At 62.8% G+C, this 14,992-nt stretch carries 13 protein-coding genes and 1 pseudogene; 3 read left to right on the forward strand and 11 right to left on the reverse strand.

From position 1 onward, the window contains the following. Positions 1 to 309 (forward strand): annotated as a pseudogene (locus IB238_RS24645) (IS30 family transposase); the annotation flags it as partial. 93 nt (positions 310 to 402) lie between these two features. On the opposite strand, the gene IB238_RS20325 reads toward IB238_RS24645, so the two are convergent. The 6 genes from IB238_RS20325 to IB238_RS20350 form a co-directional block, all read right to left on the reverse strand. Further along, entirely contained in the window at positions 403 to 1,041 is a 639-nt protein-coding gene (locus IB238_RS20325) for a DAK2 domain-containing protein (RefSeq protein WP_192251376.1), read from the reverse strand. A 12-nt stretch (positions 1,042 to 1,053) separates the two neighbouring features. Further along, complete coding sequence (locus tag IB238_RS20330) at positions 1,054 to 2,058, reverse strand: dihydroxyacetone kinase subunit DhaK (RefSeq protein WP_192251379.1); 1,005 nt, start codon at positions 2,056 to 2,058, stop codon at positions 1,054 to 1,056. 22 nt (positions 2,059 to 2,080) lie between these two features. Further along, a complete protein-coding gene (locus tag IB238_RS20335) occupies positions 2,081 to 3,115 on the reverse strand; it encodes an ABC transporter permease (RefSeq protein ID WP_192251382.1) in 1,035 nt (344 codons plus the stop codon). Then, complete coding sequence (locus tag IB238_RS20340; protein ID WP_192251384.1) at positions 3,112 to 4,668, reverse strand: sugar ABC transporter ATP-binding protein; 1,557 nt, start codon at positions 4,666 to 4,668, stop codon at positions 3,112 to 3,114. Before IB238_RS20340 ends, IB238_RS20335 begins: the two co-directional genes overlap by 4 nt. 99 nt (positions 4,669 to 4,767) lie before the next feature. After that, complete coding sequence (locus IB238_RS20345; protein WP_192251387.1) at positions 4,768 to 5,778, reverse strand: substrate-binding domain-containing protein; 1,011 nt, start codon at positions 5,776 to 5,778, stop codon at positions 4,768 to 4,770. Positions 5,779 to 5,808: 30 nt separating this feature from the next. Next, positions 5,809 to 6,840, reverse strand: a complete 1,032-nt coding sequence (locus tag IB238_RS20350; protein ID WP_192251390.1) for an ABC transporter permease — start codon at positions 6,838 to 6,840, stop codon at positions 5,809 to 5,811. Positions 6,841 to 7,049: 209 nt separating this feature from the next. On the opposite strand from IB238_RS20350, the gene IB238_RS20355 reads away from it, so the two are divergent. Beyond that, entirely contained in the window at positions 7,050 to 8,129 is a 1,080-nt protein-coding gene (locus IB238_RS20355; RefSeq protein WP_192251393.1) for a LacI family DNA-binding transcriptional regulator, read from the forward strand. A 110-nt stretch (positions 8,130 to 8,239) separates the two neighbouring features. Beyond that, positions 8,240 to 9,301, forward strand: a complete 1,062-nt coding sequence (locus tag IB238_RS20360; protein WP_192251396.1) for an aldo/keto reductase — start codon at positions 8,240 to 8,242, stop codon at positions 9,299 to 9,301. A 113-nt stretch (positions 9,302 to 9,414) separates the two neighbouring features. Here IB238_RS20360 and IB238_RS20365 read toward each other — a convergent pair whose 3' ends face one another. The 5 genes from IB238_RS20365 to IB238_RS20385 form a co-directional block, all read right to left on the reverse strand. Continuing rightward, positions 9,415 to 10,167 (reverse strand): ATP-binding cassette domain-containing protein, encoded by a 753-nt coding sequence (locus IB238_RS20365; protein ID WP_192251399.1) that lies wholly within the window; start codon positions 10,165 to 10,167, stop codon positions 9,415 to 9,417. Next, the gene (locus IB238_RS20370; protein ID WP_192251402.1) at positions 10,164 to 10,973 is read right to left on the reverse strand and encodes an ABC transporter ATP-binding protein; all 810 of its coding nucleotides are present in this window, start codon (positions 10,971 to 10,973) and stop codon (positions 10,164 to 10,166) included. Before IB238_RS20370 ends, IB238_RS20365 begins: the two co-directional genes overlap by 4 nt. Further along, positions 10,970 to 11,827, reverse strand: a complete 858-nt coding sequence (locus tag IB238_RS20375; RefSeq protein WP_192251405.1) for an ABC transporter permease — start codon at positions 11,825 to 11,827, stop codon at positions 10,970 to 10,972. Before IB238_RS20375 ends, IB238_RS20370 begins: the two co-directional genes overlap by 4 nt. Then, complete coding sequence (locus IB238_RS20380) at positions 11,824 to 12,774, reverse strand: ABC transporter permease (protein WP_348648287.1); 951 nt, start codon at positions 12,772 to 12,774, stop codon at positions 11,824 to 11,826. The genes IB238_RS20375 and IB238_RS20380 overlap by 4 nt, the downstream gene beginning before the upstream one ends. Before the next feature lie 177 nt (positions 12,775 to 12,951). After that, positions 12,952 to 14,472: an ABC transporter substrate-binding protein gene (locus tag IB238_RS20385; protein ID WP_192251408.1), complete on the reverse strand. Its 1,521-nt coding sequence runs from the start codon at positions 14,470 to 14,472 to the stop codon at positions 12,952 to 12,954. Positions 14,473 to 14,992: the final 520 nt, after the last annotated feature.

The following is a 14,992-nucleotide window of genomic DNA, read 5'->3' on the forward strand; positions in this document are numbered from 1 at the left end:
TGCCGTCGCATGCCCGCCGCAGCTTCACCTTCGACCGCGGTACGGAGTTCATGGGCTATCGGGCTCTGGAAGATAGCATCGGTGCGAGAAGCTGGTTCTGCGATCCCAATTCGCCGTGGCAGAAAGGCGCCGTCGAGAACGCCAACAAGCGCATCCGCCGCTTCATGCCTGGCGACACGGATCTGGCCACGGTGGGGTCAGTCCCAACTCGTCGCCCTCGCCCATCACCTCAATTCACTGCCACGCAAGTGCCTTGGCTTCAGAACACCTGCCGAGATGTTCATGGCGCATTCGCGCGAAGGCGGGTGATCCCCCTATCCTGCACACGCCCATATTGCACTTGGAGTCGATTCTCCAAAAAAGATGGATGGCGTAGACCCCGATGATGAGGTCTACGTCAGATTAAGCTGCCACGAAGTTGTGCATCGTCTGCACGATCAGCAGGCCCACGGTGGCGCCGGCATCCTGCAGGCCGCGGGACTTTTCCTGGAACGCGGCTGCCTTGCCGTGCTGAGCAACCATGGTCTTGGTGTTTTCCAGGGCTTCTGCAGCCGCACGGGTCGCCGCCGATAGTCCGCTCGCGAGGGAGGCGCCGTCTGCGGCCGAAGCTTCCATCGAACGGGCGATTGGATCGAGGACGTCGAGCAGCGTCTTGTCGCCGACCTTGGCCTTGCCGCGTTCGGCAACGCCGTCCGCGAAGGCGCGCCAGAAGGCGGCGAGTTCGGCGGTGCCGATCGCGGTAGCCTCGTCGAGCGCCTTGCCGCCGCGCAGGAAGCCGGTCGCCGTCAGCGTGCCCATGGTCGAGGGAGCGGTCTTCGCCATGATGACGCCGGCCGACTTCAGGAGCTTGGCGATCGAAGCCCCCTCGCCTTCGGCGACGACCGTGTCATAGGCCGCCGCAAAGGACTTGCTCATCGTGATGCCGAGATCGCTGTCGCCGACCTTGCCGTCGAGCGCAATCAGGAACTCGCGCTGCTCGGCGAAGGTTGCCTTCAGCGCTTCGAACAGCTTGATCAGCCCGGCTGCATTGATTGCATCCATCGGACGGTCTCCTCAGATCTTGTAATGATTGAAGAACGGCGTGCTGGCCGGAGCGCCGATCAGGCGATCGAGTTCCTCGTCGAGGTGCAGCACCGAAACCGAAGCGCCAGCCATCTCCATCGAAGTGGCGAACTCGCCGACCCAGACATGCTTGGTCTTGACGCCGCGCGCTTCGAAAAGCTGCGAGACACGGCGGAACATGACGTAGAGCTCTTCCTGCGGCGTGCCGCCGAGGCCGTTCATCAAAACGGCCACTTCATCGCCCTTCTTGTAGTCCTGCTCGGCGAAGATCCGCTCCATCATCTCGTCGATGACGGCATCGGCGGGAGCGAGCTTCTTGCGGCTGATGCCCGGCTCGCCATGGATGCCCATGCCGATTTCCATTTCGTCGTCACCGATGGTGAAGGTGGCATGGCCGACTTCCGGGACGACGCAGCTCGACAGTGCGACGCCCATCGTGCGGGTGCGCAGGCGCGCCTTGTCAGCAAGACGCGTCACTTCATCAAGCGACAGGCCTTCGGCGGCAGCCGCACCGGCCGCCTTGTAGACGAAGAAGATGCCGGCGACGCCGCGGCGCTTGTGCTCTTCACCGACGATCGAGGACGCGGCGTCGTCGTTGCCGACGACCTGCTTGACCTTGATGTCGTCGACATCGGCAAGCTCGGCCGCCATGTCGAAGTTGATGATGTCGCCCGTGTAGTTGCCGTAGATGTAGAGAACGCCGGCGCCCTGGTCGATCGCCTTGGTCACTTCATACATCTGCTCGGCACTCGGCGACTGGAACACGCCGCCGACGGCAGCGCCATCGAGCATGCCGTCACCGACATAGCCGAGGAACAACGGCAGATGGCCGGAACCACCGCCGGTGGCGATGCCGACCTTGCCCTTCTTCGGACGCGCAGTGACCATGCAGCGCTTGTCGTCAGCCACATAGGTCAGTTGATTGGGATGGGCGCGATAGATGCCGTCGAGCATTTCATCAACGAAATCGACGGGATTGTTCAGGAACTTCTTCATATTTCCCTCTTGGCTGGAAAGCTTATTTCTTGTGTTGGCTGGTGACGAAGAATGCGGCGGCGAGCAGGATAAAGCTGCCGACCACGACACGCTGCCAGGTGCTGGGAATGCCGACCATCACGAGCACGCTGTTGACGACAACGACGAGAAGGACGCCGAGGATCGTACCGAGCACGGTGCCGGTGCCGCCGGTGATGCGCGCGCCACCGAGGACCACGGCGGCGATGACGTTGATCTCCGTGCCGACGAGGTCGAAGGGGTTCGCCTGCCGGTTAGCGCAGACGTGGATGATGCCGGCGAGACCGGCGAGCGCGCCGGCATAGGCGAACATGAACACATGGACCTTGCGCAAGTTATAGCCGAGGCGGCCGGCGACATTCGCATTGCCGCCGACGGCGAAGATCGCGCGGCCCATCAGCGTCCGGTTCAGGATCCACCAGGTTGCGAGCGCCGCGATCGGCAGGATCAGGAAGTAGACAGGCAGCGTGATCATCGCGCCGTTAGCGCTCTCGAACTGCAGCAGCGGCATCCGGCCGAAGGCGCCCATCTGCGGCGGCAGCGACATGATCCAGGTCGTGCCGATGAACGACAGCAATGCCCCACGGAACAGGTACTGCGTGCCGATCGTGACGATCAGCGAGGGAACCTTCAGCGTGTGCACCAAAAGGCCGTTGATCACGCCGAGCAAGGCGCCGCCGACCGTCGCGATCAGCAGGATTACCGGCAGCGGCAGGTCCGGCGCCACTTTCAGCACGAACAGCGTCAGCGAATACATGGTGAAGGCCGCGATCGCCGTGAAGGAGACGTCGATGCCACCCGCCGCCAGGATCACGAAGACGCCGAGCGCGAACAGTCCCATCACCACGCTCGCACGGCCGATATCAATCAACGACGAGGGCTGCAGGAACGCGGGATTGGCGATCGAGACGATGACGCAGATCGCGACGAGCAGAATGAGCGTGATCGTCTCGGGCCGGCGACGCACGAGTTCACTGAGGCTGAACGAACGGGTCTGTTCCGGAGCGGCCCGAAGTTCTTCGAGATGTGACGCACTCATGCGGCATTCTCCGTCTTGGAAGTAAGCATTGCTTTGTAGAGCTGGTCCTCGTCGGCCTTCTCGGCGTCGAATTCGGCGACGACGCGGCCGCCATTCATGACGAGAATGCGGTCGGCGTTCTGCAGGAGTTCCGGCAGGTCGTCGCTGACGATGATCAGCCCCATACCGGCCTCTGCGAGCCTCTGGATCACGCGGTAGATCGTGTCCTTCGAGCCAATGTCGACCCCCACCGTCGGGCCGTGCAGCACCAGAAGCTTCGGCAGGATGCTCAACCAGCGGCCGATCAGCACGCGCTGCTGGTTGCCGCCGGAAAGCGCGCCGACCGGCAGATCGAGATCGCGCGTGTTGAGGCGCATCTCCTCGGAGAGCTTGGCGGCGAGCGCGCGGCCCTTCTCCCTGTCGACGACGCCGAAACCGTTTGCGAGCTTCTTCACGACCAGCGCGATTTCGTTTTCGAAGATCGACTTGTCAAGGAACAGACCCTCGGCAAGCCGGTCTTCCGGGACGTAGCCGATGCCGTGTTCGATCGCATCGGAGGGGTTGCGGACCTTCACAGCCGCGCCTTCGAGACGCATACCGCCCCGGCTCGCGGGCTCGACGCCGGCGATCGCCATGGCGAGTTCGTTGCGACCGGAATCGGCAAGGCCGGTAATACCGAGGATCTCGCCCTTCTTCAGGGTAAGGTTGACGTCCTCGAAACCGCTCGATGTGCCGAAGCTCTGGGTGCTGAAAAGCTCCACATCATCTGGCTTGCCAGTGCGATAACGCTCGGCGGCGATCAGCCGGCCGGTCATCAGCTCGGCGATCTGGGCCTTGGTGTACTGCTCGATCGGTCCCTGCGCGACGCATTCACCGTCGCGGAAGACGACCGCATGCCCGCCGATGCGGTAGCATTCTTCGAGTTTGTGGGTGACGAACAGAACCGCGACGTTTTCCGAACACAGGCGTTCGACGACCTGAATGAGATTGTCCACTTCGCGGCGGGTGAGCGAGGTCGTCGGCTCATCCATGATGACCAGCTTCGCCTTGGTCGCGATGGCGCGCGCAATGGCGACGAGCTGGCGGGACGCCAATGGCAATTCTGAAACGATGGTATCGAGGAAGGCGCGGTCCGTCGGCAATCCAACGGTCTCCAGCGCACCGGCCGCCGTCTCCATCAGGCGCTTGCGGTCGAACAGGCGCGCAAGCCGGCCCCCGCCGCGCACGAGCTGCTCGTTGAGCGCCACGTTTTCCGCGACCGTCAGGTTCGGCAGCAGCGAAAGATCCTGGTAGACGGTCTCGATGCCGGCTTCGAGCGACTGGATCGGCGATAGCGAGCGGAAGCTCTTTCCGTCGAGGACGATCTCGCCCTCGTCGGGCGCGTGCGCACCGGACATCACCTTGATGACCGTGCTCTTGCCGCAGCCGTTTTCACCGAGCAGATGATAGGCCTCACCACGCTCCAGCGTCAGATCAACACCACGCAACGCATGCACACCGCCAAACCGCTTGTGGATCTGCCGCAGCTCGAGAAAGCGGCCGCCGCGGCCCTCGCCGTTCGAGTTCTCTAGCACCCGCGAATTCCTTTATGTGATGATGGTTGGTCCGCGGTCGAAAGCACCGCCGCCGGGGGGCGGCGAGCCGACCCCCGGGGCAAGCATTCACGACCGGCTTTAGAACAGGCGTTCCTTGTAGGTCGCCTTGTCGGCCAGAACCATGCCATTGCCGATGATCAGCAGGCCTTCGCCGGCACCCTTCTTGACGGAAACCTTGTTGTAGCCTTCGACGCCGAGGTCCATGCCGTCGGTGACCTCCTGCTTGTTGACGAGCAGTTTGGCAACCGCATTCATCGCCATGCCGGCGTTCTTCGGGTCCCAGAAGCCGATCGCGGTGATGGCGCCCGACTCGAGCAGGTCTGCGGACGGGTTCGGAAGGCCGGTACCGACCAGGCACACCTTGCCGGAAAGACCGGCTTCGTCGATCGCGCGGCCAACGCCAAGCACGTCGTTGCCAGCCGAGGTCTGGAAGCCCTTCAGGTCCGGATGCTTGCGCAGGATCTCCTTGGCCTTCTCGTAAGTGCCGTTGGCATCATCGAACGACTCATTGTTCGGGTCGACGAGTTGCATGTCGGGGTACTTCTTGGCGTTCTCTTCAGCGGCGCCGACCCACTGCAGGTGCGTGCGGCTGCCGAGCGAGCCGACAAAGGTCGTCCACTTACCGGTCTGGCCCATGCACTCGGCCAGACGCTCGTTAAGCGCGGCTCCGTACTCGCTGTTGTCGAAAGCTTCAACGTCGGCGTGGGTGTTGATCTGGTTGTCAGCCTCATGGGTGACGACGATCGTGCCGCGCTCCATGGCGCGCTTGAGCGTGCCTTCGAGAACCGCCGGATCCATCGGCACGACAGCGAGAGCGTTGACGCCCTTGGCGACGAGGTCCTGCACGATCTGGAGCTGCTGGGCGGCGTCAGCCGTGGCCGGGCCGCTCTGGCTCGCGTCGACGTCCGTGTTCGCTTCTGCGAACGCCTTGACGCCCGTATCCATCCGGTCAAACCACGGAATGCCGCTGATCTTCACGACGGTCGCGATAACCGGCTTGTCCTGCGCCATCAGCGTCCCGACGGAACCAGCCAGAAGGGCTGCGGCCATGACGGAACCGGCCAGAATCTTCTTCGAATTTACTCGCATAGTTTCCTCCACTAATACGCAGTATTTCCCTCAGGTGTCGCGCTTCGATGCGTGAGGGACGCGCATCGAACCGGTCCGCTGGCGATTGCCGGGGAACAGGTGGCCGACGAGGTCGAAGCGACCGACGGCAAGAAAGGCGAGCAGCAATGCACCCCATGCGAAATCACGCACGAAGTTGGAGAGGCCGCCGAAGTTGAGCATGCTTGACATCAGCTGAAGCGCGATCGCCGACAGGACGACGCAGACGACGCGCCCGTAGCCGCCCTCCGGCTTCACGCCCGCCATGACGGCGATGAGGATGGCGATCAGCAGGTAGGATGTACCGTAGTCCCACTTCACGTTGACATTGCGCGCGGCGATGATGATGCCGGCAAGGCTCGAAAGCACGCCGCTCAGCGCATAGGTCGCGACGATCACCCGATTCTTCGGAAAGCCGGCATAGGTAGCGGCTTTGGGATTGGAACCCATCAGCATCAGCCAGAGACCGTAAGGCGTGAACTTCAGGACCGCGGCGATCAGCGCGGCAACACCCGCAAAGATCAGGAAACTGATCGGAACTTCGAGGAACATGCTGTTGCCGATGCTCGACAGCGGCTCGGGGCTGCCAACCGTCACGGCCTTGCCGTTGGAAACGACGACCGCGACGCCGGTGAAAGCCATCTGCGTGCCGAGGGTGCAGAGGATCGGCGTGATGTTGAGGCGCGAGATGAGCAGGCCGTTTATGAGGCCACCGGCAAGGCCGATCACCAGTGCGCAGGCGATGAAGGCGAAGGTGAAGACCGCGCCGTTTTCTGAGCCTGAGACGAAGGAGGTGACGATAACTGCCGCAAGTACGCCGGAGAGATTGGCGAGCGCTATGCCGGAAAGGTCGATGCCGCCATTGCCAGCACACATCGCCAGCATGACGCCGATCGCAAGCAGGCCGATTTCGGGAACCTGGCTGGCCATGGACTGTAGATTGAACAGCGAGAGGAACGATCCGCCAGAAATGGCGGCACCCAGCACAAGCAGAAGGCAATTGATGGCGACGAGAACCACGAGCTGTCTGTTGGACTGGTGCATACTCTCCTCCGTTGTTTAGTAAATTTCATATCACTTCACTAAAGCGATTACCAAAGCTGATGGCCCCGCGCAAGGCGGTTTTTTGTGCAGATTGCATTTGCACAGGGCGGCGTTTTGCCTTAACGCTCGGCAAAATTGGCGTAATAATTTACTAAACAGAATTACGATTGCGGCCCTCTTTCAGCCGATAAGAACAAGCGCGGGAACCGATGAAGACTAAGAAATCCTTAACAATTCGAGACATTGCGGGCGCCGCCGGGGTGTCGCCAGCAACGGTTTCGCTGGTGCTGAACGGAAAAGGGGACATTTCTGAGGAAACGCGCGCACGCGTCCTGGAGGCGGTCGCCAGCCTCAACTATGTGCCGCGCGCGGCCAAGGGTCGCGTCGAGGCCACCGACACACTGCGCTTCCTCAAGATCGCCAAGCACGGGCATACCGTGAACCGCGACCACAACGTCTTCATCTCCGACTATATCGACGGCATGTCGAACGAGGCGACCCGACGCGGCTACACGCTGCAGGTGGTGACCTATGAGAGCCAGTCGATCGGCGCCATCGCCGAAACGCTTGCTGGCGCGCCGGTCCGCGGCGTCATCGCGCTCGGGACGGAGCTTTCCGAATCCGACATCCGGGTGATCCAGGGCCTCGGTTTACCAACCGTTTTCATCGACACGTTCTACGACGTGGTCGACGCGAACTTCGTCAACATGAACAATGAGGACGCCGTCCATAAGGTGCTCTCGCGCCTGAAGGGCCAGGGTTTTGAGCGCATCGGCTTCGTCGCCAGCCACGTCGACACGACCAATTTCCGCCTCCGGCAGGAGGCCTTTTTCAAGAACATGGCAAGGCTCGGCCTGAAGGTAAACGAGGCGGACATCCTTTCGGTCGAGTCGACCTATGAGGACGCCTATGCCGATACGCTCGCCCTGCTGAAGAATGGCATCGAGCTCGCCGAATGCTACTTCTGCACCAACGACGTCATCGCCTACGGCTTCATCAAGGCCCTGAAGGAATTCGGCATCCGCATTCCCGACGATGTCGCGATCATCGGCTTCGACAACCTGCCGCTGAGTTCCACCATGGATCCTTCGCTGACGACGATCGACGTGTCGAAGCGCAAGATCGGCTATCTCGCGGTCACGGTGCTGGACGAACTGATCAACGCCTCGGAGGCGCAGCCACCCGTCAAGATCCTGGTCGGCGCCGAACTGATCACGCGCGACAGCGACATGCGCAGCCCGACACCGCCCCAGTCGTCAAAGGCGAAGGAAAAGCTCGCCCGCACCTGAGGACACCGAACAGAGCCCCCCTGCCGGGCATCGGCCCGTCGCGACGCCTTCAACCACCTGCGCCGGAGCCCGCCCGGCCCGGCGCTCAATCGTCTTTCGGGAGTGAAAAAATGGAATACAGGACCCTCGGCCGCTCCGGCCTCAAAGTTTCCGCCCTCAGTATGGGCACCTTCTCATTCGGTGGCGAAGGTGATTTCGCCATGGTCGCCAGACAGGGGGTGAAGGAAGCCCGTCGGCTTGTCGATGCCTGTATCGACGGCGGCATCAACCTCTTCGACACGGCCAACATGTATTCGCTCGGCCGCTCCGAGGAGATCCTCGGCGAGGTGCTCGAAGGCAAGCGCGACGAGGTGCTGATCTCCTCGAAAGCGCGCATGCGCATCGGCAACGGCCCCAACGACGAGGGCGTTTCCCGCTATCACCTGATCCGTGAATGCGAACGCAGCCTCAAGCGCCTGCGCACCGACCGCATCGACATCTATTTCATGCACGAATGGGACGGGCTGACACCGCTCGAGGAGATGCTGTCGGCGCTCGATACACTCGTCCAGCAGGGCAAGATTCGCTACATCGGCTGCTCCAATTATTCGGGCTGGCACATTATGAAGGCGCTCGGCGTGTCGGACCTCCGCAACCTCCCGCGCTTCATCACCCAACAGATCCACTACACGCTGGAAGCGCGTGAGGCGGAATACGAACTCCTGCCGATATCGGTCGACCAGGGGCTCGGCGTCATGGTCTGGAGCCCGCTCGCTGCCGGCCTGCTTTCGGGCGCCTTCGGCCGCGACAGGTCGCCCGCATCCTCGCGCCAGGCGGCCGGCTGGAGCGAACCGCCGATCCGCGACAAGGAGCGGCTGTGGGCCATCGTCGACACGCTGACCGACATTGCCGCCGCGCGCGACGTTTCCGCCGCACAGATCGCCCTCGCCTGGACGCTGACACGACCAGCCGTCAGTTCGCTTGTCGTCGGCGGCCTGTCGGTCGAGCAGTTCCAGGACAACATCGCCGCGGTCGACCTCAAGCTGACCAGCGAGGAACTGGAAAGGCTCAATTTGGTGAGCCGCCTGCCCTACCTCTATCCCTACTGGCATCAGCACAACTTCGCCAAGGACCGATTCTGTGCGGGCGACTGGGCCCTGCATACCTTCTATGAGGATGTGGGGAAGGTCTAGGCGCAAACGTCGACGTTGATCATGCCCTATATTCAGGGATATGGCCCACTTTCAGATAATCTCATGGCTTGAGCCGTGTTGAGCCATGCAGGCGAGGTTGCAATGCGCCGCGGTTAGGCGCGTTGCGGCATCCTTGGCGTGCTGGCGAGCAGCCTTTGCGTATAGGGATGCGCCGGGCGGGCGAGGATTTCGCGCGTTGCGCCCTCTTCCACGACCCTGCCCTTTTCAAGAACCACCAACCTTTCGCACAACAACGCCACCAGCGCGATGTCGTGCGAGACAACGACGAAGGTCATGCGGGACGAGAGGTCGCGCATGAGATCGATGATGCGGGTGCGGGTGGAAAGGTCGAGCGCGCTCACCACCTCGTCGGCGATGATGAGGTCGGGTTTGGCGACGATCGCCCGCGCAATGGCGATGCGCTGGCGCTGGCCGCCGGAAAACTCGTGCGGATAGCGCCGCGCCGCATCCGCTGGTAGGTCGACATCCTGCAAGGCCTGCGCCACCGCCTCAGTGAGGTTCGTCTGGATTTTCAGCGAGCGCAGCGGCTCGGCGATAATGTCGAACACCTTCTGACGCGGATCGAGCGAGGAATAGGGATCCTGGAAGACCGCCTGGACGCTGCGGCGAAAGCCGCGCATGAAGCCGCCATCACGGGTATCAAGGCGCTCGCCACGGAAGGATACGGTGCCGGCGGAGGTGTGCTCCAGCCCGAGCAGCAGTTTCAGAAGCGTCGTCTTGCCAGAGCCAGACTCTCCGACAATGCCTAGATTGCTGCCGGCCTCAACGGTCAGATCGATGCCGTGCAGCACTGGGGTCCCCCGCGCATAGGCGAAGGACACCGCGGAAAGGTTGAAAAGAGTCATGGCGTCATCTCCAGCGCGGCATCAAAGGCGCGCGCGGCGGCGACCAGGCCCTCGGTATAGGGATGGGTCGGCCGGTCGAAAAGCGTTGCGACCCGGCCTTCCTCGATCAGATTGCCGTGGCGCATCACCAGGGCGCGCTCTGCGATGGTCGCCACCACCGGCAGGTCGTGGCTGATGAAGAGCAGACCCATGGCCTCGTCCCGCACCAGCGTCTCGAGCAGTTTCAGGATTTCGGCCTGCGTGGTGACGTCGAGCGCGGTGGTCGGCTCGTCTGCGATCAAGAGTTTCGGCCGGCAAGCGATCGCCATGGCGATCGCTGCGCGCTGGCGTTGGCCGCCGGAAATCTCGTGCGGATAGGCGCGTGCGATGCGCTCCGGCTCCGGCAGGGCGACACGTTCTAGCAAGGCCAGAACACGCGCCTGCACCTCGGTGTTGCCGGGCTTCTCGCCGTCCCGAAGAGTTCGGCGGCGCACCACCTCCCCCACCTGATCGCCGATCCGCATCAGCGGGTCCAGCGCCGTCATCGGCTCTTGGAACACGGCGGCGATGCTGACGCCGCGCAATGGCACCAGGTCCCGGTCGTGCGCACCGATCACCTGACGGCCGTCAAGTCGGATCGAACCACCGGCGCGCATGGTCTCCGGCAGGAGGCCGAGCACGGCCAGCGCCGTCAGCGACTTGCCGGAGCCGGATTCGCCGATAAGTCCGACCCGTTCCCCGGCGGCGATAGAGAAGGAGACGCCGGAGACGAGCGTGCGCCCGACGGTGCGGATGTCGAGATTGTCGACAGACAGCAAAGCGCTCACCGGCTTCTCCTCCGGGTTGGATCGGCGACCTCGCGGAGGCCATCGGCGAAGAGATTGAGGCCGATGACCAGCGAGACCAGTGCAAGGCCGGGCGCGATAGCGCCGAAGGGCGCGGTGTAGACGGAGGCCTGTGCCTCCTGCAGCAGTCGCCCCCAGGAGGCGTTCGGCGGCGGGGCGCCGAGGCCGAGATAGGAGAGCGAGGCCTCGGCGATGACCGCCAGTCCGAATTGCAGGGCAAAGTTGACGATCAGCGTAGGCCAGATGTTCGGCAGCACATGGAGGCGCACGATGCCCGGCCAAGCGGTGCCGGAAATGCGCGCCGCCGTGATGTAGTCCATCGCAAGGATTCGCTTGGCGAGGATGCGCGTCAGCCGCGCGACGATGGCGGAGCCCGCGATGCCGATGGCGAGGATCGCAGTTCCAAGGCTCGCGCCATCGCTGGAGGCGACGATCAGCATGGCGAGCAGCAGCGTCGGGAAGGCGATGAGGATATCGAGTGCTGCGGCCAGCACGTCGTCGAGCGTTCGCGTGGCGAAAGCCGCCAGCACGCCAATCGTAACGCCGATCAGCGCACCGAGCGCCACCGCTCCGCAGCCGACGAACAGCGCGATGCGCGAGCCGATCATGATCTGGGTCATCAGATCGCGGCCGAGCCGATCCGTGCCCGCCCAATGCGACAGCGACGGCCCTTCAAGGCGTCCGCCGACCATGTCGCCGACTCCATAGGGTGTCCAGACCAGCGAGAGCAGCGCAACGATGATATGCAAGCCGATTAGCAGGCCGCCGACGGCGAGTGGCCATGGAAGGGAGGACTTTTGCGGCACGCTCGTGCCGAGTGTTTCCGGCGCGCTCATGCGGTGCCTCCCGCCATGCGGCCGCGCAGGCGCGGATCGACGAGGCGCTGGATGAGATCGGCGGCAAAGCCGACCAACAACACCATCAGCGTCGAGACGAAGAGCACACCCTGCACATTGGGATAATCGCGCTGCTCGATGCCGAGCAGCAGCATGGAACCAAGGCCCGGCAGCGCAAACACCCGTTCTACAACCACCGCGCCGAGCAGCGTGGAGGCAAGCTCCATGCCGAGCACGGAAATGACCGGGACGGCGCCATTTCGGATGCCGTGGCGGAACAGCGCCTCGGAAAAGGTGGCTCCGAGCGCGCGGGCGGTACGCAGGTAGTCGCTGCCGAGCACATCCTGCGTCGCCGAGCGCACATAGCGGATCAGCGAGGCGGACATGACGATGGCGATGGTCGCCACCGGCAGGGTGAGCGCCTGGAAAGCCGCCCCGGCCGATTGCCATCCGCGCGAGGGGAAGCCGCCGGAGGGGAAAAGCCTGAGATTCACCGCAAAGACCGTGACCAAGAGGATGCCGATCCAGAATACCGGCACGGCGATGCCGAGTTGCGAGACGACCGAGATCAGCCCGCCATACCAGCGGTTCTGGCGCACGACCGAGAGGATGCCGAGCGGCACGGCGATGGCGATGGCGACCACGAAGGCGAGCAGCGTCAGCGGCACGGTGACGATGAGACGCTTGCCGATCTCGGTGAGCACGGGCGCGCCGGAAACAAAGGACGTGCCGAGATCGAAGCGCGCCAGGCTGCCGGCAAAACGCAGGAATTGTTCATAGAGCGGCAGGTCGGAGCCCACCTGCTTACGCGCCGCCTCGATCTGCGCCGCATCGGCTCCGACGGAGACTAGCGCGTTGGCGGGATCGCCCGGCAGAAGACGCAGCAGCACGAACAGGATGACGGCGGCAATGACGACCGACAGCGCCAGAATGGCGGAGCGGCGGATAATGTAAGAAAATATGGTGGTTACCTCTCACGCGCGGACGCCGCCCGAACATAGAGCAATTCCGGCAAAAGTGCGAAGCGGTTTTGCATCTGGAATGCGCCAAACAGGAAACCGGAACGTTTTCGCGAATGGCGACAACGCTCCGGTTCCAGACGACTTATCGTGTCGAGCTTACCGTTACTCGGCCTTGGCAATGCCGTAGGCGAAGAACTGCGAGTTGAGGCCGTTCACCGGATAACCGCTAACCGATGCCGTCGATACGACGATCTGCGGATAGAGGTAGAACCAGTTGCTGGCCGCATCCTCCGCGACGATCGTGTTGGCTTCTTTCAGCTTTTCGGTCTGCTCGGCTTCGGTGGCGCTGGCTTCGGCCTGCTTGATCAGGTCGACGACCTTGGGGTTGTTGTAGCCCCAATAGAAGTCCGGGTTGCCGTAAAAGACGATGTCGCGGTGGTTGACGTGCTCCTGCAGGGTCGCCTGGAAGTCATGCGCCTTGTAGATCTTCGTGTACCACTCGTTGGCGGTGATGACGTTGATCTCCACCTTCACACCGATCTTGGCGAGTTCACTCTGGATGAACTGGGCGGCAATCGGGTGCGGATCGTAGTTCGGCGTGTCGATGGTGAAGGTGAAACCGTCGGGGTAGCCGGCTTCCTTCAGCAGCGCCTTGGCGCTTTCCGGGTCGTACGCATCGGTCTTCGTCAGATCGACATACCAGGTATCCGTCGGCGGTACGAAGGAGCCGATGAGCGTGCCGTAATCGCCCCAGACGGCATTCAAGAGTTTCTCGTCGTCAATGGCGCGGGCAAGTGCCTTGCGGACCTTCACATTGTCGAAGGGCGCGACGCGGTCGTTATAGGCCAGCAGCAGCTTGGTGGTGGATTGGCCCTCGCTGACGGTGAAGTCCGGATTGTCCTTGAACTGCGCCAGCGAATCCGGGCTCTGCACGGAGGTGATGATATCGACCGAGCCGGTCAGCAGCGCATTGTTCAGCGCCGTCGCCTCGGTGAAATACTGGAAGACCACTTCGCCGTTCTTCGGCTTGTCGCCCCAATACTTGTCGAAGCGGGCAAGCGCCAGCGACGAGCCGCGGCGCCATTCCTGCAGCGCATAGGGCCCAGTGCCGTCCTCCTTCGCCTGAAAATCCGTCGCCTCGTCATTGGCGATCCAGACATAGCTGAGGTTATAGGGCAGCGAGATGGAGCGGGAGGCGAGTTTCACGACGACGGTCGCATCATCGGGCGTCTCGATGCCAGCGATGGACTTCAGGCTGCTCTTGCGCGAGCTCTTCGAGGCTTCGGTCGTCACGCGCTCGATAGAGAATTTCACGTCCTTGGAGGTGAGCGGCGCGCCGGAATGGAAGGTGACGCCCGGCTGCAGCGTGAACGTATAGGTAAGGCCGTCCTCGCTGACCTTGGTGTCTTTGGCGAGCACCGGCTCGACCGTGCCCGCATCCGTCAGGCGGAACAGCGCTTCGTAGACGTTGCCGTTGAAGGCTTCGTTGATGCCCTGCCCGGCGCCGGCGGTATTGTCGAGGTTCTGTGGCTCATAGAGCGAACCGATGTTGATCGTCGCGTCTGGATCGCTCTCTGCGGCAAGCGCCTGGCCGAAGGTGCCCAAAGCGAGCACGGTGGCAAGCGCCGTCGTTGCTGCCCGGTTGTTGCGTCCTGCCCTGTTGCCGGTTTCAAAACCGCTCATCTCATTCTCCTGTTTGCATAGGTCGTTGGCAGAGGCCCGACATGGGCGGGGATTGTATGCATCCCCATAGGCCGGCGATATCCGGTTCCACTCCAATTTGCGGAAATTAAAGGGAATTGTCTTTCAACGATAGCCAAATCCATAGATAGTTTTCGCGGCTACGGCCGGTCGACAGTCCCGGCAACAGCGCGCGGGCACAGCAGATCGATCGCGACGATCTAGCCGTCCTGCGACGGAGTTACCTTGCGTAAGCTGGTCCGAACTTCTGACCTCTATTCCGGAACGTTTCATGCGAAAGATTGGCGGTCATAGTCGATCGGAAGGCGCAGGTGGCGGCGTTCGAGCGGACGCTTGCCATCCCTCCCCAACGGGAACCAACGACGGCACTTAGTATCAAGGATTCCGAGACAGTGCGCTTGGCAAGGCGCTGGCCGAGAAGACGGGCTAGACCATCACGATGGCCAACCGCCGCGCACTCGAAGAGCGACTGCGGCACCTCGTCAATGCGGGAAATCGTACC

Source organism: Rhizobium sp. ARZ01 (genome assembly GCF_014851675.1).
Classification (GTDB): domain Bacteria; phylum Pseudomonadota; class Alphaproteobacteria; order Rhizobiales; family Rhizobiaceae; genus Mycoplana.